General features: G+C 71.9%; 23 protein-coding genes and 1 riboswitch. Of the genes, 13 read left to right on the plus strand and 10 right to left on the minus strand.

Annotation, left to right across the window (positions count from 1 at the left end; all coding sequences use genetic code 11):
• Window positions 1-5: 5 nt before the first annotated feature.
• Window positions 6-449, plus strand: coding sequence for a hypothetical protein (locus IG02_RS0102780; protein WP_030741257.1), 444 nt, complete (start codon window positions 6-8; stop codon window positions 447-449).
• Window positions 450-608: 159 nt separating this feature from the next.
• Here the strand turns inward: IG02_RS0102780 and IG02_RS0102785 are convergent, their stop codons facing one another.
• The gene (locus tag IG02_RS0102785; RefSeq protein WP_078854126.1) at window positions 609-1262 is read right to left on the minus strand and encodes a tetratricopeptide repeat protein; all 654 of its coding nucleotides are present in this window, start codon (window positions 1260-1262) and stop codon (window positions 609-611) included.
• On the opposite strand from IG02_RS0102785, the gene IG02_RS42475 reads away from it, so the two are divergent.
• Window positions 1166-1408 carry a histidine kinase gene (locus IG02_RS42475; protein ID WP_030741261.1) on the plus strand — a complete coding sequence of 81 codons (243 nt, stop codon included), beginning with the start codon at window positions 1166-1168 and terminating at the stop codon, window positions 1406-1408. The genes IG02_RS0102785 and IG02_RS42475 overlap by 97 nt on opposite strands.
• 426 nt (window positions 1409-1834) lie before the next feature.
• Here the strand turns inward: IG02_RS42475 and IG02_RS0102800 are convergent, their stop codons facing one another.
• Window positions 1835-3070: an MBL fold metallo-hydrolase gene (locus IG02_RS0102800; protein WP_030741267.1), complete on the minus strand. Its 1236-nt coding sequence runs from the start codon at window positions 3068-3070 to the stop codon at window positions 1835-1837.
• Between the two features lie 415 nt (window positions 3071-3485).
• Between IG02_RS0102800 and IG02_RS0102805 the strand changes: the two genes are divergently transcribed.
• Window positions 3486-4343 (plus strand): carbohydrate kinase family protein, encoded by an 858-nt coding sequence (locus IG02_RS0102805; protein WP_030741270.1) that lies wholly within the window; start codon window positions 3486-3488, stop codon window positions 4341-4343.
• Between the two features lie 118 nt (window positions 4344-4461).
• Here IG02_RS0102805 and IG02_RS0102810 read toward each other — a convergent pair whose 3' ends face one another.
• The gene (locus tag IG02_RS0102810) at window positions 4462-5463 is read right to left on the minus strand and encodes a DUF6745 domain-containing protein (protein WP_030741272.1); all 1002 of its coding nucleotides are present in this window, start codon (window positions 5461-5463) and stop codon (window positions 4462-4464) included.
• A gap of 83 nt (window positions 5464-5546) precedes the next feature.
• On the minus strand, window positions 5547-5885 hold the full coding sequence (locus tag IG02_RS0102815; protein ID WP_030741274.1) for a hypothetical protein: 339 nt from the start codon (window positions 5883-5885) through the stop codon (window positions 5547-5549).
• Window positions 5886-6093: 208 nt separating this feature from the next.
• On the opposite strand from IG02_RS0102815, the gene IG02_RS0102820 reads away from it, so the two are divergent.
• Genes IG02_RS0102820 through IG02_RS0102840 form a run of 5 tightly spaced genes read left to right on the plus strand, consistent with a single transcriptional unit; the run spans window position 6094 to window position 11362 of the window.
• On the plus strand, window positions 6094-7047 hold the full coding sequence (locus IG02_RS0102820) for an STM4015 family protein (RefSeq protein WP_030741275.1): 954 nt from the start codon (window positions 6094-6096) through the stop codon (window positions 7045-7047).
• A gap of 3 nt (window positions 7048-7050) precedes the next feature.
• Entirely contained in the window at window positions 7051-8235 is a 1185-nt protein-coding gene (locus IG02_RS0102825) for an STM4014 family protein (protein ID WP_051764338.1), read from the plus strand.
• A 47-nt stretch (window positions 8236-8282) separates the two neighbouring features.
• Window positions 8283-9104: an STM4013/SEN3800 family hydrolase gene (locus IG02_RS0102830; RefSeq protein WP_030741281.1), complete on the plus strand. Its 822-nt coding sequence runs from the start codon at window positions 8283-8285 to the stop codon at window positions 9102-9104.
• Window positions 9091-10509: an STM4012 family radical SAM protein gene (locus IG02_RS0102835; protein ID WP_051764339.1), complete on the plus strand. Its 1419-nt coding sequence runs from the start codon at window positions 9091-9093 to the stop codon at window positions 10507-10509. The genes IG02_RS0102830 and IG02_RS0102835 overlap by 14 nt, the downstream gene beginning before the upstream one ends.
• A 7-nt stretch (window positions 10510-10516) precedes the next feature.
• Complete coding sequence (locus tag IG02_RS0102840) at window positions 10517-11362, plus strand: STM4011 family radical SAM protein (RefSeq protein WP_030741286.1); 846 nt, start codon at window positions 10517-10519, stop codon at window positions 11360-11362.
• Between the two features lie 112 nt (window positions 11363-11474).
• On the opposite strand, the gene IG02_RS0102845 is transcribed toward IG02_RS0102840, so the two are convergent.
• Together IG02_RS0102845 and IG02_RS0102850 are read right to left on the minus strand one after the other, a co-directional pair.
• Window positions 11475-12302, minus strand: coding sequence for an SGNH/GDSL hydrolase family protein (locus IG02_RS0102845; protein WP_030741289.1), 828 nt, complete (start codon window positions 12300-12302; stop codon window positions 11475-11477).
• A 217-nt stretch (window positions 12303-12519) separates the two neighbouring features.
• Window positions 12520-13497, minus strand: coding sequence for a LysM peptidoglycan-binding domain-containing M23 family metallopeptidase (locus tag IG02_RS0102850; protein ID WP_030741292.1), 978 nt, complete (start codon window positions 13495-13497; stop codon window positions 12520-12522).
• Window positions 13498-13501: 4 nt separating this feature from the next.
• A riboswitch (cyclic di-AMP (ydaO/yuaA leader) is annotated at window positions 13502-13664 on the minus strand.
• Window positions 13665-14127: 463 nt separating this feature from the next.
• Here IG02_RS0102850 and IG02_RS0102855 point away from each other — a divergent pair.
• The 5 genes from IG02_RS0102855 (at window position 14128) to IG02_RS0102875 (ending at window position 19500) form a co-directional block, all read left to right on the plus strand.
• Window positions 14128-14931, plus strand: a complete 804-nt coding sequence (locus IG02_RS0102855) for a tyrosine-protein phosphatase (RefSeq protein ID WP_107055507.1) — start codon at window positions 14128-14130, stop codon at window positions 14929-14931.
• A 143-nt stretch (window positions 14932-15074) separates the two neighbouring features.
• Window positions 15075-15791, plus strand: coding sequence for a GntR family transcriptional regulator (locus IG02_RS0102860; RefSeq protein WP_030741298.1), 717 nt, complete (start codon window positions 15075-15077; stop codon window positions 15789-15791).
• Between the two features lie 123 nt (window positions 15792-15914).
• Window positions 15915-16922: an ADP-ribosylglycohydrolase family protein gene (locus tag IG02_RS0102865; RefSeq protein WP_030741301.1), complete on the plus strand. Its 1008-nt coding sequence runs from the start codon at window positions 15915-15917 to the stop codon at window positions 16920-16922.
• An 86-nt stretch (window positions 16923-17008) separates the two neighbouring features.
• On the plus strand, window positions 17009-18502 hold the full coding sequence (locus IG02_RS0102870; RefSeq protein ID WP_030741304.1) for a purine-cytosine permease family protein: 1494 nt from the start codon (window positions 17009-17011) through the stop codon (window positions 18500-18502).
• 17 nt (window positions 18503-18519) lie between these two features.
• Window positions 18520-19500: a PfkB family carbohydrate kinase gene (locus IG02_RS0102875; protein ID WP_030741307.1), complete on the plus strand. Its 981-nt coding sequence runs from the start codon at window positions 18520-18522 to the stop codon at window positions 19498-19500.
• 52 nt (window positions 19501-19552) lie between these two features.
• On the opposite strand, the gene IG02_RS42480 is transcribed toward IG02_RS0102875, so the two are convergent.
• The 4 genes from IG02_RS42480 to hpnH form a co-directional block, all read right to left on the minus strand.
• Window positions 19553-19672: a DUF6126 family protein gene (locus IG02_RS42480; RefSeq protein ID WP_234314595.1), complete on the minus strand. Its 120-nt coding sequence runs from the start codon at window positions 19670-19672 to the stop codon at window positions 19553-19555.
• 208 nt (window positions 19673-19880) lie between these two features.
• Window positions 19881-20504, minus strand: a complete 624-nt coding sequence (locus IG02_RS0102885; RefSeq protein ID WP_030741309.1) for a helix-turn-helix domain-containing protein — start codon at window positions 20502-20504, stop codon at window positions 19881-19883.
• Window positions 20505-20584: 80 nt separating this feature from the next.
• The gene (locus tag IG02_RS0102890) at window positions 20585-22012 is read right to left on the minus strand and encodes an aspartate aminotransferase family protein (protein WP_051764341.1); all 1428 of its coding nucleotides are present in this window, start codon (window positions 22010-22012) and stop codon (window positions 20585-20587) included.
• Window positions 22013-22096: 84 nt separating this feature from the next.
• On the minus strand, window positions 22097-23113 hold the full coding sequence (hpnH, locus tag IG02_RS0102895) for an adenosyl-hopene transferase HpnH (protein WP_030741313.1): 1017 nt from the start codon (window positions 23111-23113) through the stop codon (window positions 22097-22099).
• Between the last annotated feature and the right edge of the window lie 4 nt (window positions 23114-23117).

Below are 23117 nucleotides of genomic sequence, written 5' to 3' on the forward strand. Positions count from 1 at the left end.
AGCACATGGCCGCGGACACGCAAAAAGGAATCACCGATCTTTGGATCTTCGAATCCCCCCATGTCCCCGCGGGCTACACCCTCGTTCAAAGCGGCCTGAACATGAACGAGAAGGGCGCGGGCAGGTATCTCGCCTACATGCGGGGAGAGGGGGCCGCGCTGACAAATCTGGTCCTCCACGTGGCCTGGGCGGAACCATCACGCGTCTACCAGTCCGAGCAGCCCGACGTGAATCTCAACGAGGGCGCCCCGGGAGTGGGCGGTGGCCACGCCGTTCCCTTCTACCTCGCGTACGCCAAGGCGGCCGAAGAGGGAGACAGCGAGATCATCGACATCAACGTCATCAAGGCCGCCGACTCGCTGGGGCACGGCTGGGAGAGGATCCCGTTCGACCTCAACTCCTCCGTCGCCGGCGCCCCACCACTCAATCTCGCCTTCCTGCGCTCGTGAGCCACTCAGGAAGCGCAGTGGTGTGCGCTGGGGACACCGAACGGCTCGGTCTCCTGAGCGTGCGGAACAAGCGTGTGCTGGATGCTCGTGTACTGACCCAGCAGTAGTCCTGTGCCCTCGTGGCAGGGCAGGCGGGGTGCTGACTCCCGGGCGATCGCCTCATTCAGCTCCAGGTCGGCGAGCGTCTCCGTGCCGGCCAGGCCCGCTCGCCGACCGCGCCCCGGCCTCGGCGGGCCCCGGGCAGCTGTCGCGTTTCCGCAGGGAGTCGACGAGCGCGAAGGCGTCCTCGGTCTTGGGGTGGGTGCTGCCCAGCCGGGCGTTGAGGATCAGCGCGCCCCGGCGCGCGAGATGGGCCGCGGCCGGGTCGTTCGACGCGTGCACGGCCCGGGCCTTGAGCAGCAGGGCGTACCCGATGTACAGGTGGTCCGGCGCGTAACTGGCCTCGCGGATCCGCAGCGCCCGAGAGATCAGCGGCACGGCCGTCGCGTGGTCGTCGAGGTCGAGGTGGACACTGGCCAGGGCGATCAGGTCGAAGCTCACGTACGGGTCGTCCGGCCCGTACGCCGCCTCGTCGATCCGCAGTGCCCGCTCGGCCAGCGGCACCGCCGCCTCGTGGTCACCCAGTAGGTGCCGAATGCGCGCCAGCGTGGCCAGGTCCGTGGCGATGGCGGGACTCCCCGCCGGCAGACAGGACTCGTGCAGAGGAGGCTCCGCGCGTGGCGAGCCCGAGGCCGGCCGACGCACCGACCGTCGACGACGCGCGCCGGGCGCAGGCCTTGGAGGCGGCGCAGGCCACGCAACGCGAGCGGGCACGGATCGCCGGTGGGATGCACGACGTGGTCGCGCACTCGCTGACCCTGCTCGTCGTGCACGCGCCCGCCACCACGACCACGGGGTCCTGCCGCGTCCCCCGGCCGGTTCCTGATCCGCTCACCCGTTCCGGGACGGCACAGTGCTGATGTCCCGGCCGGACGCGGTCCGCGGTGCCGTGGTGGTGGCGGGGCCGCGCAGGCGGACGGCGCGGGCGGAGACGGCGGCCGGTCAGGCGGGCGGCCAGGTCCGCAGCGCCATGTCGGCCACCTGCCGCAGGTCGTCGCGTGTAGCACCACTGGCGGCCTGGACGAGGGCGTTTACGACCCGTCCGGGCATGGCTGTAGCCCGCTTTCACGAGCCGGAAGTATTCCTCCTCCGCCGCGGTGCTACGGACCATTCACAGCACTCGCACACGCACGTCTCTACGGCTGCCGGAGGGCAACGGCCGGAACTCCGACGCCTGTTCCTATCTGCCGACGCGGCGGCCCATCAATGAGCCGCAGGACCTGCTCCCGCTCGTTCCTCCGACATGGCTGCGAGGACTTCCGTCACGCACGTCAGCTCATCCGTGGTCAGCCCTCACCCACAAGATCGAGGCCGTCAGCGGACGCCGCCGGTGTGATCTCGGGAACGGGCCACTTACGGTTCAGCGGCAGCGACGCGTCCCGCCACCAGGGGCGCGCGGGGAGGTCCCCAGCGGGTTCGAAGGGCTGGCCCGGGACCGGGACGGCGACTGCCTGTCCGACCGCGCCGGCGGCGGCCAGCGTCCACTCGCCAGGCTCGGCCCAGGGATGCAACGAGAGATTGAACGTCCCCCAGTGGATCGGCAGCATGACACCGCTGGGCCGGCCTTGCTGCAGGTCAAGGTGGCTCTGGACGCCTTGCGAGGGGTTCATGTGAATGTCCGGCCACGCGCCGGGCAGCGGGGTGGAATCCGTGTGGTTCTCGGGCCAGTACTCGCTGTAGGCGCCGATCTGGATCATGGTCGCGTCAAACGGGCCGTGCTCGGTGCCGATGTCCCGGAAACCGGAGAAGTAGCCGGTGTCCCCGCTGTGGTAGATCCGGTGCTCGGGCCCGGCCACCGCCCAGGAGGCCCACAGCGTGTGCTGCTGGTTGCGCAGTCCCCGGCCGCAGAAGTGCCGCGCGGGCGTGGCGGTCAGCCGGATGCCGCTGACCTCGGCGGACTCGTTCCAGTCGAGCTCGCGCAGCCGGGACGCGGGCACGCCCCAGCGCTCCAGATGCGCGCCGACCCCGAGCGGCACGGCGAAGACCGTGTCCGTCGAGGCCAGGTCGCGGATGGTGGGCAGGTCCAAGTGGTCGTAATGATCGTGGGAGATCACCACGACATCGACGGGTCCCAGGGCGCGCAGCGGGACGGGCACCGGGTGCAGCCGCTTCGGGCCGGCGAAGGCGAACGGGGAACAGCGTTCGCCCCAGACCGGATCGAAGAGCACACGTCGGCCGTCGATCTCGGCGAGTACGGTCGAATGCCCCATCCAGGTGAGCCGGAGCCCCGAGGGGGGCGGCGCCGCGAGGTCGGTGAGGGTGGTGGGGTACACGGGGATGGTGCCCGCGGGAGCGCGCCGTGCCCGCGCCTCCTTCTGGAAGTAGACCTTCGCGAGCTCCAGGCCGGAGCCGCCGGACGGTCTGATCCTGGCTCCCACCGGGTTCTGGAATGCCCCGTCCGCGAAGTTGGGTGAGCGGTGGATCCGCTCCAACCGCTCCCCCGCGGAGTCGGCCCCGAAGGCCGCGGGTCGCATCGAGCGCAGCCGTGAGCGCAACGAGAGGGAGGAACCAGCGCCTGTCACAGCACCTCCTGGGGTTCAGTGTCGTCCTCATTATCGCCAGCGGCGTCCCGCGGTGCGGGTCGAGCGATCACGCCGCCGCCCCTCGGTACGTTCCGTCCAGCCGTTCGTCCAACGTGGTCATTGCCCCGAGGATTCCCGGGCACGCATGCGTGCGAGGAATCAGGCCGGAGGAATCAACCGGTGGAATCCGGGGGAAACGGGACGATCGCTTCGCCGACCGGCCGGTCATCGGCTGTCTCCGCGGGCCGACGTCGCCGCCGTCCCGCGGCGGCCATACTGGGCCCCCGGGCACGGACAGGGACGCAGAACCGAAAGGGATCTCGTGAGCCATCAGCAGACAGACACGACCGAGGCGGCCGAAACGGGCAGCACCGTCGACGCCGCCCACGACGTACTCGTCGTCGGCGGCAGCGGAGTGGACACCGTCGTCCGGGTCGACTCCCTGCCGGTGCCGCTGGCCGACTCGGTCGGTGTGGGGCCGATCCACGAGTGGCCGGGGCACACCGGCGGGAACGTGGCCCTGGGCTGCCGGGCGCTCGGTCTGAAGGTGAAGTTCCTCGACTACATAGGGGACGACTGGATCGGCGGCCTGGTCCGCGACCGGCTCACGGCCGGCGGTGTGGACTTCGAGACGCTGATCTCGGAGACGGGGACCCGGCGCGCGGTCAACCTCGTCGAGAAGACCGGCCGCCGGATGTCCTTCCACGACGCCCGTGACCCGGAGCACCTGCGGATGCCGCGCGAGTTCTATCTGCCCCACCTCGAACGTGCCCATCATGTCCATCTCTCGATCACCAACTTCACGCGGTTCCTGTACGACGACATCGAGGCCCTCGGAGTCCCGGTCTCGACCGATCTGCACGACTGGGACGGGCTGAGCGACTACCACCGGGACTTCGCCCTCCGCTCCGATCTGGTGTTCCTCAGCGCGGTGGGGGCGGGCGAGCGGATCGCCTCCGTGATGCGGGAGATCCTGCGCGAGGGGCGGGCGGAGGCGGTGGTCGCGACGGCGGGCGCGGGCGGGTCGTACGTGATGAGCCGCGACGGCAGCCGTACCCCGCGGCCCGTTCCCGCGACGATGCCCCCCGCACCGGTGGTGGACTCCAACGGCGCGGGCGACGCGTACGTCTGCGGCTTCCTCTACGGCCGGCTGGCCGGGCGGGACCTGGAGGCGTGTGCCAGGCTCGGTGCCGTGGCGGGCGCCCACGCCTGTACGGGCGAGGGCGGTACCGCGCTCATCGGACGGGACGCCCTGCTCGCGGCCTCGGCCTGAGCGGCGCCGGGCACGCCGGGTACCGGCCCCCGGTGCGGGCCCGGTGCCCCGTCCCGGACATCGGGCCACGGTGATCCGGGCCCGATCCCGGGCCCGGGCGCCGAACCACGGCGTCGGCTCAGGTCTGCCGCAGGGGGTCGTACGCCTCCTCGTCGAGCCCGAACGTCCAGGCGACGCCCTCCTTGGCCGTCCGGGTGGCGGGCGGCACCCGCAACCAGTAGGTGCGGTACGAACCGTCCGGCTCCGGGCTGGAGTTGACGACCTCGACCATCACGACGTCCTCGTCGTCGTCCAGCCGGATCCGCCACAGGACGCCGGTCTCGTCCTTGTGCACGGGCTGGGCGTCCGACCCGCTCAGATAGCGGTCGTAGCCGTAGTACTCCAGCATCACGCGGCGCAGCTCCGCGTTGCCCTCGGTCCGTATCCGCTCGGGCGTCAGCGACGCCAACTCGTCGAGGAACTCGGCCGGGACCGGCATGCCGCGCCACGCGTACAGGGCGAAGCCGTCGGCGTAGGCCAGCGCGGGCCCGTCCCCGCGGTCGAGCCGGCCCGCCTCGTCGCGGTGCAGTTCGGTGGGGCGTTCGCAGATCACCACGGCGCGTTCGTACGGCCACCACCAGCCTGCGTGCCGCGCGACCTCGGCGAGTCCTTCGAGCCGATCGCCGTGCCCGTCGAACGCGGCGAGCCAGGCCGCGTCGTGCTGCCCGAGGACCGCGTCGAGCAGCACCGCGCGGACATCGGCCGCCTCGACGGACTCCTTCGCGAGCGCCTCCACGACGCCGGCGCGTATCCGGTCGGCGAGGGCCCGGGTGGTGTCCCACAGGCGGGCCCCGGTGGCGCTCCAGTGCTCCGCCCAGCGGGCAACCCCCAACTCCTGGTGGAGTCGCCGCCGTTCGCCGGCCCAGGGGTAGGTGCGCACGTCGTCGCGCACCGACGCACCCGCGTCGCCCAGCTCTCGTACGGCCCGCACACCGGCCGCCGGTGACGCCGCCCAGACGATCCGCTCCGGCTCCGTCAGCCCCGCTTTGCGGTAGGCGAGGCGCACGCCCCGCTCGGCCGCGGCCCGGTCCGCCGCCCCCGTCGCCGCCGCGACGGCCCGCCACATGTCCACACCGCTCATTTCCGCACCCATGCCTCGCTACCCGTCCCCTGCAGTACTCGTACGCCGTTGTCCCGTCGCGTCCTGATCCGCGGTCGCCCCGGTCAGTCCGCCACGACCCGGAACGCCCCCGGCACGTACTCGCGCTGGCGCACCACCCGGAACCATCCCTTGGGCAGCGCTATCGCCGCGTGCTCCTCGTGCACCACGCGCCCGCCGTCCGGGAGGTGGAGGTACATCGGTGCCGACGTGTCACCGGACTCGCGGATCAGGCGCCCGGGTCCGGGCACGGCGTGGGCGTGTCCGGTGACCTCGCCGAGCGCGAGCACCAGGCGGCCCCGCGCGTCCCTAGGCTCGCCCCGCACGCCCGTCTCGTCCAGCAGCCGCGCGGGCACGGTCTCCTGTGCGACGGGCGTGATCAGTACGTCTCCCTGCCGGAACATGGCTCTCCCCTCGATCCGGTGGCGCCCGAGCGCGCCGACCTGAGACGAACGCTACGGCGAGGGTCTGACAACCGGCCCCGGCGAGGGCGCGGTCCGGCCCCGGCGAGGGCGTCGTTCAGTCCCGGCGAGGGCCTTGTCAGTGGGCCTTGGTAGAACTTCTCCACATCAACCGACCAACGTCACACCGGTGCACTGGAGCGATCCCGCCATGACCGTCTCGGACCATCTGAACGAGCTGTACGGCCTGCCCGCGTTCGACTTCCCCGAAGCGGGATCGGAGGACTCCCTTCCCGACCCGGCCTCCGTGGCCTGGCGCATCGCCGTCGAGGCGTACGAGAGCGACGAGCAGTGGGACGAGGCGTTCGCCCGCTTCACCGAGGCCGTGGATCCGACGCGGGTGCGCGCGCTGATCGTCGGAGCCTGGAGCGACGTCTACGACTCGGGCCCCGACGACGTCATCGAAACGCTCGTCGCGGCACGCGACCGGCTGCCGGCGCTGCGCGCGGTCTTTCTCGGGGACGTCACCTTCGACGAGTGTGAGATCTCCTGGATGCATCAGACGCAGGTCGCCCCCCTGCTCGAAGCCTTCCCCGAGCTGACCGAGTTCGGCGTGCGCGGCGGCCAGGACCTGGAGTTCTCCCCCGTCCGGCACGAACGACTGCGCTCGCTCACCATCGAGACGGGCGGTCTGGACGCGGAGGTCGTACGGTCGGTCGGTGCCTGCGACCTGCCCTCGCTGGAGCACCTGGACCTCTGGCTGGGTGTCTCCTGGTACGGCGGGACCACGGAAGTGGCCGATCTGGCGCCGTTCCTGTCCGGGGAGCGCTTCCCCCGGCTGCGGCATCTGGCGCTGCGCAACAGCGAGATACAGGACCGGATCGCGAACGCGCTGGCCGGCGCCCCGGTCGTGGCCGGTCTGGAGGTGCTGGACCTCTCCATGGGCACGCTCGGCGACGAGGGTGCCGAGGCGCTCCTGAGCGGACAGCCGCTCACCCACCTCAAGAAGCTTGATCTGCACCACCACTTCCTGAGCGAGACGATGCGGGAGCGGCTGACGACCACGCTCGGCGCGGCCGGGGTGGAGGTCGACATCTCGGAGGCCGAGACGGCGGACGGCGATTCCGACGGTGTCGAGGGCCGCTACACAGCGGTGTCGGAGTAAGCCATGGCACCGTCCCCGAACACGCCCGCCGGCCAGGCGGGGCTTTCGCGACCCGCCCTGGCCGTGGTCGGAAATCCGGCCAACCGCCGCGTCACCCTCTTCCAGGACGCCGTACGGGCCGCCGGCCTGCCCGCCGCCAGGGAGGTCCCCTGGCTCGACGTGCTGCGCGGCCGGGCCGCGTTCGGGGCCGGTGAGACGGTGCGGATCGACTCCCCGGGCGAGGACGCCGAGGTGGACCGGCTGCTGCGCGACGCGGACGATCCGACCCGGGTGGAGGGCACCGGCCGCTGGTACGAGCACTTCACCGCCGCGGCGCGGGAGGTGGGACGCGCGGCGGCGGACGCCGGGGCGCTGCTGCTCGACGACCCCGGGGAGATCGCGGTGCTGTTCGACAAGAGGCTCTGCCACGGCGTGCTGGACGAGGCGGGCGTCAAGGTGCCCCTCTCGCCCACCTCGGGCCCCGGCGCGCCCGCCGTGTCCGGCTGGGAGGACGTACGGACCCTGATGGCGGACGCCGGGCTGTCCCGGGCGTTCGTCAAGTTGGCCCACGGGTCCTCCGCGTCCGGGGTGATCGCGCTGGAGACGGCGGGGCCCGGCCGGGTGCGGGCCACGACCTCCGTCGAACGTGACCCGGAGGGCCGTCTGTTCAACTCGCTGCGGGTACGTCGCTACACCACGGAGGCGGAGGTGGCCGCGATCGTGGACACACTCGCCCCCGACGGGCTGCACATCGAGAAGTGGCTGCCGAAGGCGACGCAGGGCGGCCGGTCGGCCGATCTGCGCGTCGTGGTCGTCGCCGGGCGTGCCACCCACGCGGTGGTGCGCATCAGCGGCTCCCCGATGACCAATCTCCATCTGGGCGGGTCCCGTGGGGACCTCGGCGCGGCGCGGGCGGCGATGGACGCGTCCGGAGCCGGTTGGGCGGCGGCCATGGCCGTGTGCGAGCGGGCGGCCGAGTGTTTTCCGGGCACGCACTGCGTGGGCGTCGATCTGCTGGCGGCCCCGAACTGGCGGCGGTTCGCGGTCTGCGAGGTCAACGCCTTCGGTGACCTGCTGCCCCGGCTGACCGGCCTGCCCGGCAGCGCCGGCGAGGGTCTGGACACCTACGGAGCGCAGCTCGCCACGCTGCCCCGGAGCATGCCCCGCCGTCCGGAGAAGGAGGTGCGGCAGTGCACCCGCCCGAGCTGACACCGGCACACCCGCCTGCCGGCACAACGCCCGACGTGATTCCTGACATGAACGAGGTCGTCGGCCGGGACGATCTCCTGCTCGTCACCCTCGACACCCTGCGCCACGACGTGGCGAGCGAACTCGCCGCCGACGGCCGCATCCCCCACCTCGCCCGGCATCTGCCGGGCGGGCGCTGGGAGGAACGCCACGCCCCCGGCAGCTTCACCTACGCCTCCCACCAGGCGATGTTCGCCGGGTTCCTGCCCACCCCCGCGACGCCGGGCCGGCACCCCCGGCTGTTCGCCGGGCGTTTCGGCGGCAGTGAGACGACGGCGGGCCGGACCTACGTCTTCGACGCCCCGGATCTGCCCTCGGCCCTCGCGGCGGCGGGCTACCGCACGGTGTGCGTCGGCGGCGTCGGCTTCTTCAACAAGCGGGGCGCGCTGGGCTCGGTCCTGCCCGGCATGTTCCAGGAGAGCCACTGGGAACCGGAGTTCGGCGTGGCCTCCCCCACCTCGTTCGAGGCACAGGTCACCCGCGCGGAACAGGTCGTGGCCGGCCTGCCGCCCGAGCAGCGGCTGTTCCTCTTCGTCAATGTGGCCGCCCTGCACCAGCCCAACTGGTTCCATCTGCCCGGCGCCACCCGCGAGGCGGGCGACTCCCGCGCCACGCACGCCGCCGCGCTCACCTACGTCGACCGGCACATCGGCCGGCTCTTCGCCGCCGCGAGCAGCCGGCGGCGCTGCTTCACCATCGTCTGTTCCGACCACGGCACCGCCTACGGCGACGACGGCTGGACCGGTCACCGCCTGGCCCACGAGTCCGTCTGGACCGTGCCGTACGCCCATTTCTTCCTGGAAAACGGGGCCCTTCATGAGCACCACTGACACCCTCCGCGCCAATGAGGACGCGGCCACCGATCCCGGTGCGGAGCCGGTCACGGCGAGCGCCACCACACCACGCCCGTACGAGAATTACGTCTACGCCTATCCGCACAAGACGGCCTACCGTCCCCTGCCGGACCGTCCCGCGCTGCGCGACCTGTGGGCGGGCGAGCGTCTGGACGCGCTCTCGCTCTACCTGCACATCCCCTTCTGCGAGGTCCGCTGCGGCTTCTGCAACCTCTTCACCCGGATCGGCGCCCCGGACGAGCTGACGACGCGCTACCTGGACGCCCTGGACCGACAGGCGACAGCGGTGCGGGAGGCGCTCGACGAGGCAGCGTCCCGGGCCGGTGCCGCCGCCGTACGGTTCGCCACCGCCGCCTTCGGCGGGGGCACCCCCACCTTCCTCGACGCCGCCGAGCTGACGCGGCTCTGCGACATCGCGGAGGGACGCATGGGGGTGCGGCTGACGGACGTCCCGCTCTCCGTGGAGACCTCCCCCGCCACGGCCACCGCCGACCGGCTGGCCGTGCTCGCCGACCGGGGCGCCACCCGCCTGAGCATCGGAGTCCAGAGCTTCGACGACGCCGAGGCGAGGGCCGCCGTGCGGCCGCAGCGGCGCGCCGACGTGGAGGCGGCGCTCGGGCGGATACGCGAGGCGCGGATCCCGGTCCTCAACATCGACCTCATCTACGGCATCGACGGCCAGACGGAACACACCTGGCGCCGTTCCCTGGACGCCGCGCTCGCCTGGCGGCCCGAGGAGCTGTACCTGTACCCGCTCTACGTCCGGCCCCTCACCGGCCTCGGCAGGCTCGGCGCGCACGGCGACGCCGCCTGGGACGACCAGCGGCTGCGCCTGTACCGGCAGGGCCGCGACCACTTGCTCGCCCAGGGATACGAGCAGGTCTCCATGCGGATGTTCCGCCGGGCGGACGCCCCGCCCCAGGGGGCGGACGACTACGCCTGCCAGACCGACGGCATGATCGGCCTCGGCTGCGGGGCCCGCTCGTACACGTCCACGCTGCACTACTCCCTGGACTACGCCGTCGACATGCGCGAGATCCGCCGCATCATCGACACCTACACCACCACCGAGGACTTCTCCCGGGCCGAGGTCGGCCGGCGCGTCGACGGTGACGAGGCACGCCGCCGTCATCTGCTCCAGTCGCTGCTCCAGGCGCGGGGCATGGAGGTGGCGGACTACCGAGGGCGGTTCGGCACCACCCCCGCCGAGGACTTCCCCGCCGAACTGGCGCGGTTCGCCGCGCTCGGCTGGCTGGCCGAGGACGTGGACCCGGGCCTGCTCCGGCTGTCGCCCGAGGGGCTGGCGTACTCGGACGCGCTGGGACCCGCGCTCTTCTCACCCGCCGTACGGGCCGCGATGGCCGCGTACGCGTGGAAGTGAGCCCGGCGTGGACCTGACGATCCTGTACCGCGGCCCGCTCGCCTCCTGCGACTACGACTGTCCCTACTGTCCCTTCGCCAAGCGGCGGGACAGCCCGGAGCGGCTGCGTGCCGACCGGGCCGCGCTGGAACGTTTCGCCGACTGGGCGGCACAGCAGTCGCGGGACCGGCTGTCCGTGCTGTTCACCCCCTGGGGCGAGGGTCTGGTGCGCTCCTGGTACCGGCGGACCCTCGCCGAGCTCTCCCACCTGCCGCATCTGCGCCGGGTGGCCATCCAGACCAACCTCAGCTCTCGTACGGACTGGCTGGCGGACGCCGACCTCGGGACGCTGGCCCTGTGGTGCACGTACCACCCGGGGCAGACGCCGTACGACCGTTTCCTCGCCAAATGCCATGACCTCGCGGACCGCGGGGCCCGGTTCAGCGTGGGCGTCGTCGGCCTGCCCGAGCACCTGGAGCACGCCCGCAGGCTGCGTGCCGCGCTGCCCGGCCATGTCTACCTGTGGATCAACGCGGCCGAGGGGCACACCTACACGGACGAGGAGGCCGCCCGCTGGACGGACCTCGACCCCCTCTTCCCCTACAGCCGGCACCCCCACCGCTCGGCCGGCCTGCCGTGCCGCACGGGCGAGTCCGTGATCTCGGTGGACGGCGAAGGGACCGTACGGCGCTGCCACTTCGTGCCGTCCGAGCTGGGCAACCTGTACGACGGTTCGTACCGCCGGGCACTGGCGCCCCGCGCGTGCCCGCTGGCGGTGTGCGACTGCCACATCGGCTACGTGCACCTGGAGACGCTGCCGCTGTACGACGTCTTCGCGGGCGGCGTGCTGGAGAGGATCCCGGCGAAAGCCTGACGGACCTGCCGGGGCGGCGCGGGAGCCCCCGCGGGCCGTACGGGCGCGGACAAGCCCCGGCAGGGCCCCGGGTCCCGTTCTCCCGGCGTCCGAAGGGCCCGCCGGGAGGCGCTCAGCGTTCCAGGGGCAGGAGGTCGGGCCGTTTTGCCGCCACGTGATCACCTGACGATTCGCCCCGCAGGCGGCGGCCGATCCAGGGCACCAGGTACTCACGTGCCCAGTGGAGGTCGTCCCGGCGTGTCTCCAGCGCGCCCCGGGGAGCCTGCGGCGGCCACGCCTGGTCCGGGTCGGCGGGCACCGGTACGCCCAGCACCTGCGCGGCGCGCAGCGCGACCCGGGTGTGGCCCTCGGGCGAGAGATGGAGCCGGTCGCCGTCCCAGGCCCGCCGGTCCTGGACGGACCTGAGGGACCACAGGTCGAGCACCGGGCAGCCGTACCGGTCGGCGATGGCGCGCACGTGCGCGGTGTACGTGGCGACCTTGCCGCGCAGATGGCGCAGGACGGGTATGCCACGGGTGTCGAAGCCGGTGGTCACCATGACCGTGCCGACCACGCCCGTCAGGTCCGCGACGGCCCGCTCGAACCGCTCGGCGACATCGTCCGGGTCACTGCCCGGCCGGATGATGTCGTTGCCGCCGGCGCAGAACGTCACCAGGTCCGGGGCCAGTTCTCGCGCCCTGGGCAGCTGGTCCGCCACGATCTGGTCGAGGAGCTTGCCGCGTACCGCGAGGTTGGCGTACCGGAAGTCGCCGTGCGCGGTGTCGGGCGTGTCGCCCGAGGCCGGCAGCTGGTCGGCGAGCAGGACCGCCAGCCGGTCCGCCCAGCCGACGAACAGCCCGTCGGGTCCGGGGTCGCCCACGCCTTCCGTGAAGCTGTCCCCGAGCGCTGCGTACGACCCGAATACGCCACTCTTACTTGTTCTCGAATCGTCGTCTCCCACAGCCGTTCATCCTTCACCCGCGGATGTGACCTACGCGACCGTAAGGAGGGGTTGACGACGCGTGATATATGCCATCGGTCAATTTTCGCCCAAGCGGGAATAGCCCGGGCATGGCTCGTCCCCGCCACCCGGCGCCCGGCACACGAGGTGCCGGGCGGGGGCGACGGGGACGTCTCCGGAGCGGCTCCCGGAAGACCTGCCGGGCCGTACCCTCGGATCAGAGGCTGACGCCGTTCTGACGGAGGTAGGCGATCGGGTCGACGTCCGAGCCGTACTCGGGACCGGTGCGGATCTCGAAGTGCAGGTGCGGGCCCGTGACGTTGCCGGTGGCTCCGGAGAGGCCTATCTGCTGACCCGCGCCGACGGACTGGCCGGCGGAGACCGCCAGGGACGACAGGTGGCCGTACTGGGAGTACCGGCCGTCGTCGTGCTTGATGACGACCTCGTTGCCGTACGAGCCGCCCCAGCCCGCGGTCACGACCGTACCGGCGCCGACCGCCTTGACCGGGGTGCCGGAGGACGCCGTGAAGTCCACACCGGTGTGGTAGCCGCTGGACCACATGCCGCCGGAGGCGCGGTACGGCGTGCTCACGGGCGCGTCGACCGGCTTGGTGAAGCCGCCGGCGTCGCTCTTCGCGGCCGTGTCGGCGGCGGACTTCGCGGCCGTGCCGCCGGTGGCCTTCCCCGCGCCCTCGGCCGCGGAGGCGGCGGAGCCCGAGGAGGCCCGGGGTGCCTCGGAGCGCGCCGTCGACGGCTTTTTCGCGCCGTCGCCCCCGGCGGACTTCCCGCCGATGGTCAGTTCGAGACCGGGGTGGATCAGCGACGGGTCGTCACCCACGACCGAGCGGTTGTCCGCGTACAGCTTCTGCCAGCCGCCCCGGACCTTGTGCTCGTCCGCGATCTTCGACAGGTAATCGCCCGCGACCACGGCGTACGTCGTGGTCGCCGCGGCCGCGGCCTGACGCGGCGCGGTGGACGTCTGCGTCGCGGACGCCTGGGCGGTGCGGGACACGCCCTCGGCCGCGTGGGCGGAGACGGCCTGCGGCGCGGTGGCGGGCGCGGCCTTCGGGGCGGCATGCGCGCCGGTGGCGGCGATGAACGGCAGGGCGATGGCGGCTCCGCCCGTTCCGGCGGCGGCGAACCCCCGCGAGAACGTACGGGTCTTGGGGCGTCGGTGCTTACCCTTACCGGGCATGGCGCATTCCTCTCCGGCGCCTACGAGGTGAGCTGTCGGGTTCGGGCTGGAGCTGCCCGGCCACGCGTGCGCGTGACTTCACCCCGAGCCGTCCGGGTCCGTAGACCCGCCCGGCGTACTACCTGGGTCCCCCGCTCCTGCCACGCGTGGATCGATGGATGCGAATTCCGGGCGGCGGCAGGATTCGGCGTTCCGTCCGGATTGAGGCTGAACGTAAGCGAGTCGCCCGGGCGGAACAAGCAGGTCTTTGACCGACGGGGTCGGCCGCCCGGTTATCGGCCGGGCCCGCTCGTCACCCTGCGTGGATTTCACACGGCTCATTTCCGGACGGCATCGCGATAGGACGGAAGATCACCAGCACGGAACGTCACGAATATGATCCTGCTCACCTGACACCACCCATCTCGGTCGGCACCGGGGCAGGTTGGACCCAATGCGGCTCAATACAGCAATACGGACAGACAGCTATTTACGGTCAATTCCCATGGCGTTGATTGCCCGGGATCGTACACATCCGGATCGAGCCGCCGACCCCTTTGCGGCCGGAATGGATGCCGTAGGGTCGGCAATCGGTACCGTCGGCGGCGGGCGTCGGCGGCTGACACGGAGGAGCAGGCCGTGACGCGAGAGATGCCGCAGTCCGCGCGGACGGAGCCGGAACTGACCGGCGTGCGCAACTTCCGCGACGTGGGCGGACTACCGACCACCGACGGCCGCCGGGTCGGGTACGGCAGGCTTTTCCGCAGTGGCCATCTCGCCAATGCGACAGCCGCCGACGCGGCTTTCCTTTCCTCGCTCGGCCTGCATACCGTCTTCGACTTCCGCAATGCGGCCGATCTGAAGCTGGACGGCGCGGACGTGGAACTGCCCGGCGTGCGGAATGTGAACATTCCCCTCTCCGACCCGGCGGAGGGAGCCGATTTCTGGCGCATGGTCAGGGACGGCGATCTCGATCAGCTGCGGGACCTGCTCTCGGACGGAAAGGCCGCGGCCCGAATGATCAATTCGTACCGGTCGATCATCAAGGACCGCACCGCCGAGCACAGCCGCGTCCTGCACGCACTCGCCGAGGAGAGCCTCCCCGCGCTCGTGCACTGCGCGGCGGGCAAGGACCGCGCGGGGCTCTCGGTCGCCGTCTGCCTGCTCGCGGTCGGTGTCGAGCGCGACGCGATCGAGGCGGACTACCTCAAGTCGAACGCCCCGGGCCGCCGCTATGCGGTGCGACGCAGCGACAGCACTCCCGCCGGTACGCCCCGGGAAGTGATGGAACTGCTGAGCCCGCTGTTCGACGCGCGCGCCGAATACCTCGCCGCCGCGTTCGAGACCATCGAGAGAACCTGGGGCGGAACCGACCGCTATCTCACCGAGGGGCTCGGCCTGACCCCCCGGACCCGGGAGCGACTGCGCTCCCGCCTTCTCGACGAGAACAGCTAGATCCCCCGGCCCCGCCGAACCCGCCTCCCGTGACGGGTGGCGGGTTCGGCGGGGCCGCCTCCGCCGCCACCCGAAGAACCGGCCAGGAGAAAGACGCACCCCGCCACTAGACAGGACTGGACATGTATGGCTAGTTTCCAGCCATGACTGAAGGGGTGCTCAAGCATCAGCGCATCGCCCGCGTTCTGGCCCGTGAGATCCACAGCGGCGCTCTGAAACCGGGCAGCAAGCTGCCCGGCGAACACGCGCTCACCCGGCGCTTCGCGGTCAGCAGGACCACCGTCCGCCAGGCCCTGGACGAGCTCAGCAAGCAGGGGCTGATCTCCACGCACGCGGGTGTCGGCTCGTTCGTCACCTTCGACGGCCATCTGCTGGACAACCAGCTGGGCTGGACCAGGGCCCTGGCCGACCAGGGCGCCCGGATCACCACCGAGGTGCTGCGCCTGGAGGCGGTGCGGGACCCCGGACTGGCCGGGGAACTCGGCCTGGAGGGCCACGACTTCATGGCCCTGGACCGGCTGCGCATCCTGCCCGGCGGGGCCCCCGTCGCCCTGGAGCGCAGCAGGGTCCCCCTGCTGCCGGCCCTCGCCGAGGTACCGGCGCGCGGCCTGGTGGACGGCTCATTGACCAGGACCCTGGCCGCCGCGGGCATCCGTGCCACGCACGGGGACGAGTGGGCGTCCGTCACCAGGCTGGACGCCGACGAGGCGGCGCTGCTGCGCCGCGACGAAGGGGACGTATTCCTCCGTACGCGCCGGGTCAGCCGGGGACCGGAGGGCGACGTCGTGGAGCACGTGACCAGTCTGCTGGACCCCGCCCGCTTCGAACTCCACCTCGGATTCGAAGAGCCGGCGCGCTGACAGCCGGACCGGCGCGCTGAGGGGGAACCGCACCGCTGAATCGCCGCCTCCCCAAGCCCCCCGGCATCCCCACCACCCCCCACCGCACCCCCCTGATACCCCCCGCACCGACAGGAAGCCTTGATGAACGACCAGCACGACCGCGCGCTCGGAGCTCTGTACGGCCTGGCGATGGGCGACGCCCTCGGCATGCCGACCCAGATCATGTCCCGGAGGTCGATCGTCGCCCGGTTCGGCACCGTCACCGGCTTCGAACCGGGCCCCGCCGACAATCCCGTCAGCGCGGGAATGCCCGCCGGGTCGGTCACCGACGACACCGACCAGGCCGTCATCGTGGGCCGGCTGCTGACCGAGGGCAACGGACGCGTCGACCCGCTCACGCTCGCCCAGGAACTCCTGGAGTGGGAGCGCGTCATGAAGGCCAAGGGCTCCTTCGACCTGCTCGGTCCCTCCACCAAGGCCGCGCTGGAGGCCGTCTCCCGCGGCGTGCCCCCCGAGGAAGCGGGCAAGTCCGGTGCCACCAACGGCGCCGCCATGCGGATCACCCCCGTCGGCATCGCCTTTCCGGACACGCCGCTGGAGTCCTTCGTCGACCGGGTCGCGGCGGCGTGCCAGGTCACCCACGACACCACCCTCGGCATCTCCTCGGCCGCGGCCGTGGCCGCGGCGGTGAGCCGGGGGGTCGCCGGCGGCAACCTGGAGGACGCGCTCGCGGCGGCGGTCACCGCGGCGCGGGCCGGTGCCGAGCGCGGGCACTGGGTCTACGGGCCCTCGATCGCGGCCCGTATCGAGTGGGCCGTGGAGCTGGTGCGCGGGCTCCCCGAGGAGCGGGCCCTGGACCTTATCAGCGACCTCGTGGGCACCAGCGTCGCCAGCCAGGAGTCGATTCCCGCGGCGTTCGCCGTGCTGGCCCTCGCCGACGGCGAGCCGTGGCGCGCGTGCCTCCTGGCGGCGAACCTCGGCGGCGACTGCGACACCGTCGGCGCCATCGCGGGCGCCGTCGCCGGCTCCCTCGGCGGCGCGTCAGGACTGCCCGCCGACGCCCTCGCCACCCTCCGCTCGGTCAACGGCCTCGATCTCGAGCCGCTGGCCGCTTCCCTCCTCGCGCTGCGGGCCGCCGCGGCCGGGTGACCGCCCGCTCGCCTCCGCGTCGCACACCCGTCCCCGGGAGCCACGCGGACGGCTCGACCTCCCCGAACAGAGAGACAGGTACGACCATGGCCGGATCAGACAACGACCGCGTCGGCGCGGTGGAGACACGGGGCATCGAACCCGTACCCGACGCCGAGCGCCACGGCCATCCGGGACAGATGTTCTGGACGTGGTTCGCGGCCAACATCAGCATTCTCGGCCTGCCGCTCGGCGCCGCGCTGGTCAGCTTCCGCGGGCTGAACATCTGGCAGGCGGTGGTGGTGGCGGTACTCGGCTCCGTCGGCTCGTTCGCCCTGGTGGGAGCGCTCAGCATCGCCGGCAAGCGCGGTGGCGCCCCGGCCCTCACCCTCTCCCGCGCGGTCTTCGGGGTGCGGGGCAACGCGGGCCCCACGCTGGTCACCTGGCTGAGCCGGCTCGGCTGGGAGACGATCAACACCACCACGGCGGCCTTCGCCCTGCTGGCGCTGCTCGACGTCGCTTTCGGCCTGCGCCGGAACACCGTGCTCACCGTGGTCTGTCTGCTGGTCTTCATCGGCTGCACCCTTCTGATCAGCGGCCTGGGGCACGCCACCATCATGTGGATCAACAAGTGGGCCACGTACGCCTTCGGCCTGCTCAACCTGGTCGTGATCGCCTTCCTGGCGGCCACCGTGGACTGGCACCGGGTCCTGCAGGCCCCGGCGGGGCCGATGAGCGCCATGGTCGTGGGCACCGGCATGATCGCCGCCGGTACGGGCATCGGCTGGGCCAACGCGGGCGCGGACTACGCCCGTTACCTGCCCCGTCACATCCCCGGCGGCCGGCTCGTCGTCGCCTCCGCGTTCGGCGCCGGTATCCCGCTGATCGTCCTCATCTCGCTCGGTTCGCTGCTCGCGGCGGGCGAGCCGGGCCTCGCCTCCGCCGCCGACCCGGTGGCGGCGATCAACACCATGCTGCCCTCGTGGATGTCCATCCCGTATCTGATCGCCGCCTTCGGTGGCCTGCTGCTCTCCAACCACCTGTCCGTGTACTCGGCCGGCCTGACCATGATCACCCTGGGCATACGGGTCCGGCGCACCGTGGCCGTCGCCCTGGACATGGTCGTCACCTTCGTCGGCGGCGTCTACTTCATCCTGATCGCCGAGAACTTCTACGGGCCGTTCATCACCTTCCTCACCCTGCTGGCCGTGCCGATCACCGCCTGGGTGGGAGTGTTCGCCGTCGACATGCTGCTCCGTAGGTCCTACGACACCGACGCCCTGATGAATGTCGGCCGCACCAGCCGCTACTGGTACCGGGGCGGCTTCTCCTGGCCTGCGACGACCGCCTGGGCGGCGGCCATCGTGGTGGGGCTGCTCTTCACGGAGGCCAGTACCAGCGCGACGGACGTCTGGTTCTCCGGACCGCTCGCGGACAGCTGGATCGGCAGCAACGGACTGGGGTGGGTGGTGACCCTGACGCTCGCCGCGGGTCTGCACGCCCTGCTGCGGCGGCTGGCCGGCGGTGCCGGGACGGAGGCCGGCGCGCGCCGCGCCGAAGAGCGCGCCTCGACCGCGCCGACGGCGCAGGAGCACGTGTGAACAGCGAGAACGCCGCCATGGGCGGCCGGAAGGACAGCCGGCTCGTACTCGTCGGCAACGCCATCGTCGACCTGGTGATGCGGGTGCCCGGGGTGCCGGAACGCGGGGGCGACACCATCGCCACGGACACCACGTTCGCCACCGGGGGCGGCTTCAACGTCCTCGCGGCCGCCCGCCGCCTGGGCCTGCCCGCCCTGTACGCCGGAGCCCATGGCTCGGGACCGTTCGCGGACCGGGTCCGCGCGGACCTCGCCCGTGAGGGCGTCGAGGTGCTGGTGCCCCCGCTGCCGGACGTGGACACCGGTTTCTGTGTCGCCCTCGTCGACGACGACGGCGAGCGGACCTTCGCAACCAGCCTCGGGGCCGAGTCCCGGCTGACCGAGGACCACGCGGCGGCGGTGCTCGCCGCCCTGCGCCCGCACGACCTGGTGCAGATCTCCGGGTACGGTCTCGCCTACCCGACGGGCGGTGCCGTCCTGGCGTCGCTCGTCGCCCGGCTGCCCCGCGATGTCCGGGTCTTCCTCGATCCGGGGCCGCTGGTCGCCGACATCCCCCGGGACGTGCTGGATCCCGTCCTGGAACGCTGCGACTGGGTCAGCTGCAACCGGCGCGAGGGAGCGCTGCTCACCGGTCTGGAGGACGCCGCACAGATCGCCGCGGCGCTCGTCGCCCGGCTGGGACCGGACACCGGCGTGGTCGTACGGGCCGACGCGGCCGGGTGCCTGCTGGTGCCGCCCGGCGAGGAGGCCGTGCACGTCCCCGGGCGCACGGTGACCGCCGTCGACAGCAACGGCGCGGGCGACGCCCACACGGGCGCCTTCCTCGCCCTGCTCGGCAGCGGTCTCGACCCGCTCTCGGCCGCCAGGGGCGCCAACGCCGCGGGCGCCTTCGCGGTCGGCCGGCCCGGTCCCGCCACCGGCCCGACCCTCGCCGAACTCGTCGATTTCCTGGACGGCGACGAGCCGGTGGCGCGGCTGCTCGAACTCGTTTCCCCCTGAGCCGACGGCACCCCGCCCGCACCCCGGTGCGGGCGGAGGGCGACGCCCCGCTCTACTGCCCTGCCCCCAGGTGGAACAACAGGTAGAGGAAGCCGGCGAAGAGATGCCCGGCGATCAGATAGGCGAACAGCCTGATGACCAGTCCGCGGGGGAACGACTTCTCTTCCTGCATGGCCTGTTCGCCCCCGGCCGCAGGCGGCGGTACGGAGGGCACGGGCCCCCCGGGCGCGCTCCCGGGCACGGCGGGGTCCTGGGCCGGGCGCTCCGTCATCGTGGCAGACCTCTCTCGGGCGAATCGGCGGGACTGCGTGGGTGGCGCGGACATCGCGCGCACCGGGGGGTGCGTCAGGCGCGTCGCGGCGTCGTGCCACGACGAGCCGTCAGCGCCGGGGGACATCGCCGCCGAGACACAGCTCCGCGGCGGCGCTCTGCACCAGCGTGTGGACGAACAGCAGCTCGGTCCCGCCGGGCTCGTCCGCCGCGATCCGGTGCGGTGTCAGCGAGTCGAAGTGCGCGCTGTCCCCGGGGTCGAGCACGTGCGTGGCGTCTCCGAGGCTCAACCGCAGCCGTCCCTCGAGGACATGGAGCCACTCCTCCCCCGGGTGCACTCGGACGAGATCGCCCTGGGCCCCGTACGGCACGCTGACCCGCAGCGGTTGCATGGCCCGTCCGGCGGCGCCCGCCTGGTGGTAGGTCCAGCCGCCGGCCTCCACGGGCTCCGCGCCCCCGGCCCGGATGACGGGGTCACGTTCCGGCGGGATTTCACCGAGCAGGTCGGAGACGGTCGTACCGTAGATACGGGCGAGTCCCAGCAGCATCGGCAGGGACGGCTGTCGGTGGCCCGTCTCCAGCCGGGAGAGGTGGGCGGGCGAGAGTCCCGCCCGCCGGGCCGCGGCCTCCAGCGTCAGCCGACGGCCCCGGCGCAGGTCGCGCAGGCGTGGGGCCACGTCGGGAAGCTGATCGGGCAGCGCGTCGGAGGTCTGCCTCGCGGACGGTGTGCTCATGCTCCCATTGCGCCAGCATCCTGCCTGTGAGGCAAGTTTCTTGCCTCACAGGCAAAAGCCCCGGAGACCCCCGCCCCGTGTCACCTGTTGGCGACGGCCTGCTTCACCAGCGTCCTGCCGAAGTCCCACATCAGCCCGCCGCCCCCGTGGGCGTCGTCCATGACCGCCGTGAACGCCTCGACGAACCGGTCGACCTCCCGCTCCCCGATGATCAGCGGCGGAATCAGTTTGATCACTTCAAGATGGTCACCGGAGACCTGGGTGAGGATCCGGTGCTTCTGGAGCAGGGGTACGACCACCATCTGCGCGAACAGCCCTTTGCGGGCCGCCTGGAGCATGGCCCAGCGACCGCGCAGCTTGAGCGACTCCGGCCGGCCGAACTCGACGCCGATCATCAGGCCCCGGCCGCGGACCTCGTGCAGCAGCTCGTAGCGGTCCACGAGCGCGGCCAGCCTGCTCCTGAGCAGGTCCCCGGTCGCGCGCGCCCGGGCGACGATCCCCTCGTCCTCCATCACCGACAGCACCGCGAGGCCGGCCGCCATGGCCTGGGCGTTGGAGCCGAAGCTCGCCGAGTGGACCAGCACCCGGTCCATCGAGGAGTAGACCTTCTTGAAGATCCAGTCCTTGCCGAGGGTCGCGCCCACGGGCACGTACCCGCCGGACAGCGCCTTCGCCACGCATACGAGGTCGGGCTCCACCCCCGGCTCGTGCTGGTACGCGTAGAAGTCACCGGTCCTGCCCAGTCCGGTCTGCACCTCGTCCACGATGAGCAGCGCCCCCTTGCGCCGCAGCAGTTCCTGGGCCGCGCGCAGGAAGCCGGGCGGCGTCTCGTGCACGCCCTTGCCCTGGATCGGCTCCACCACGAAGGCGGCCACGTCACCGCGCGCCAGCTCGCGCTCCAGGGCGCCGAGGTCCCCGAGCGGTACGGCGGTGTCGGGCAGCAGCGGGGCGAAGCCGTCCCGGAAGCCGGCCTCGCCGTTGACGGACAGCGATCCGGCGGTCAGGCCGTGGAAGGCGTGGGCGCAGTACAGGACGCGGGGCCTGCCGGTCGCGTACCGGGCGAACTTCAGGGCCGTCTCCACCGCTTCCGTACCGCTGTTGCCGAAGAACACCCGGTCCAGGTGCGGGCTGTGGGCGAGCAGTTTCTCGGCGAGCAGGCCCGGCAGCGGCGGGCAGTCGAACCGGGTGAGGTCGGCGAGCGAGGCGTCGAGGACGTCGTGGAGCGCCTCGCGCACGACGGGGTGGTGGCGGCCCAGGCCCATCACGCCGAAGCCGGCGAGCATGTCCAGGTAGTCGTTGCCGTCCTCGTCCCAGAAATAGGCGCCCTCGGCCCGCTCGTAGACGCGGTCGAAGCCGATCGTGCGCAACATGCGCGGCAGTTGGTGGTTGAGGTGCCGGGTGTACAGCTCGTAGCGCTCGGCGCCGCGCTCGGCGAGCAGCCGGCCCAGGTCGAACGGCTTGCGCCGAGCGGTCTCCGGCGTGTCGTCGTGCTCTTCGGCCTTGTTCATTCCACGTTCTCCTCCCGTGTCGCCACACCGCCTCCCGCCAGGCCGGCACCGCACCGATCCGGCCCGCGCCCCCCGCGCCGCCGTTCAGTTCCCGGCGACCGTCTCGCGGGCCGCCCGCAGCGACTCCTTGAGGGAGCCCATGGTGGCGAAGACGGCGGTGGGCTCGTAACCGCAGTGCGCCATGCAGTTGGCGCAGCGCGGGTCCTTGCCCCGGCCGTACTTGTCCCAGTCGGTCTCCTCGATGAGCTGCCGGTACGTCGGTACGTATCCGTCGCTCATCAGGTAGCAGGGGCGCTGCCAGCCGAAGAGCGAGTAGTTGGGAATGGCCCACGCCGTGCACGGGAAGTCGGCCCGGCCCTCCAGGAAGTCCAGGAAGAGGGGTGAGTGGTTCAGGCGCCAGCGTGACCGGTTGCCGCCCGCGAACGCCTTCTTGAACAGCTCCCGGGTCTGTTCCACGCCCAGGAAGTGCTCCTGGTCGGGTGCCTTCTCATAGGCGAAGGCGGGCGAGATCATCATCTCGTCCACCTTCAGATCGTCATTGAGGTAATTGAGGACCTCGATCACGGTCTGCGGGGTGTCGGTGTTGAAGAAGGTGGAATTGGTGGTCACCCGGAAGCCGCGCCGCTTGGCCTCCTTGATGGCCGCCACGGCCTCGTCGAACACCCCCTCCTTCGCGACGGACTCGTCGTGCCGCTCCCGCAGCCCGTCGATGTGCACGGCGAACGCGAAATACGGGGAAGGGGTGAATTTCTCGATCTTCTTGCGGAGCAGCATCGCGTTGGTGCAGAGGAAGACGTATTTCTTCCGGGCCACCAACTGCCGCACGATCTCGTCGATCTGCGGGTGCATCAGCGGTTCGCCGCCGGCGATGGAGACCATGGGGGCACCGGATTCCAGGACGGCCCCGACGGCCTGCGCGACGGGCATGCGCTGTTTCAGCACGCCGGCCGGATGCTGGATCTTGCCGCACCCCTCACATTTCAGGTTGCAGGCGAAAAGGGGTTCCAGCTCGACGATGAGCGGGAATTTCTCGCGCCTGCGGAGCTTCTGTTCGACGAGGTATGTCCCGACCCTGATGGTCTGGCGGAGCGGCATGGCCATCTGG

It is taken from the genome of Streptomyces sp. NRRL F-5135 (genome assembly GCF_000719775.1).
In the GTDB taxonomy this organism is placed as follows: domain Bacteria; phylum Actinomycetota; class Actinomycetes; order Streptomycetales; family Streptomycetaceae; genus Streptomyces; species Streptomyces hebeiensis.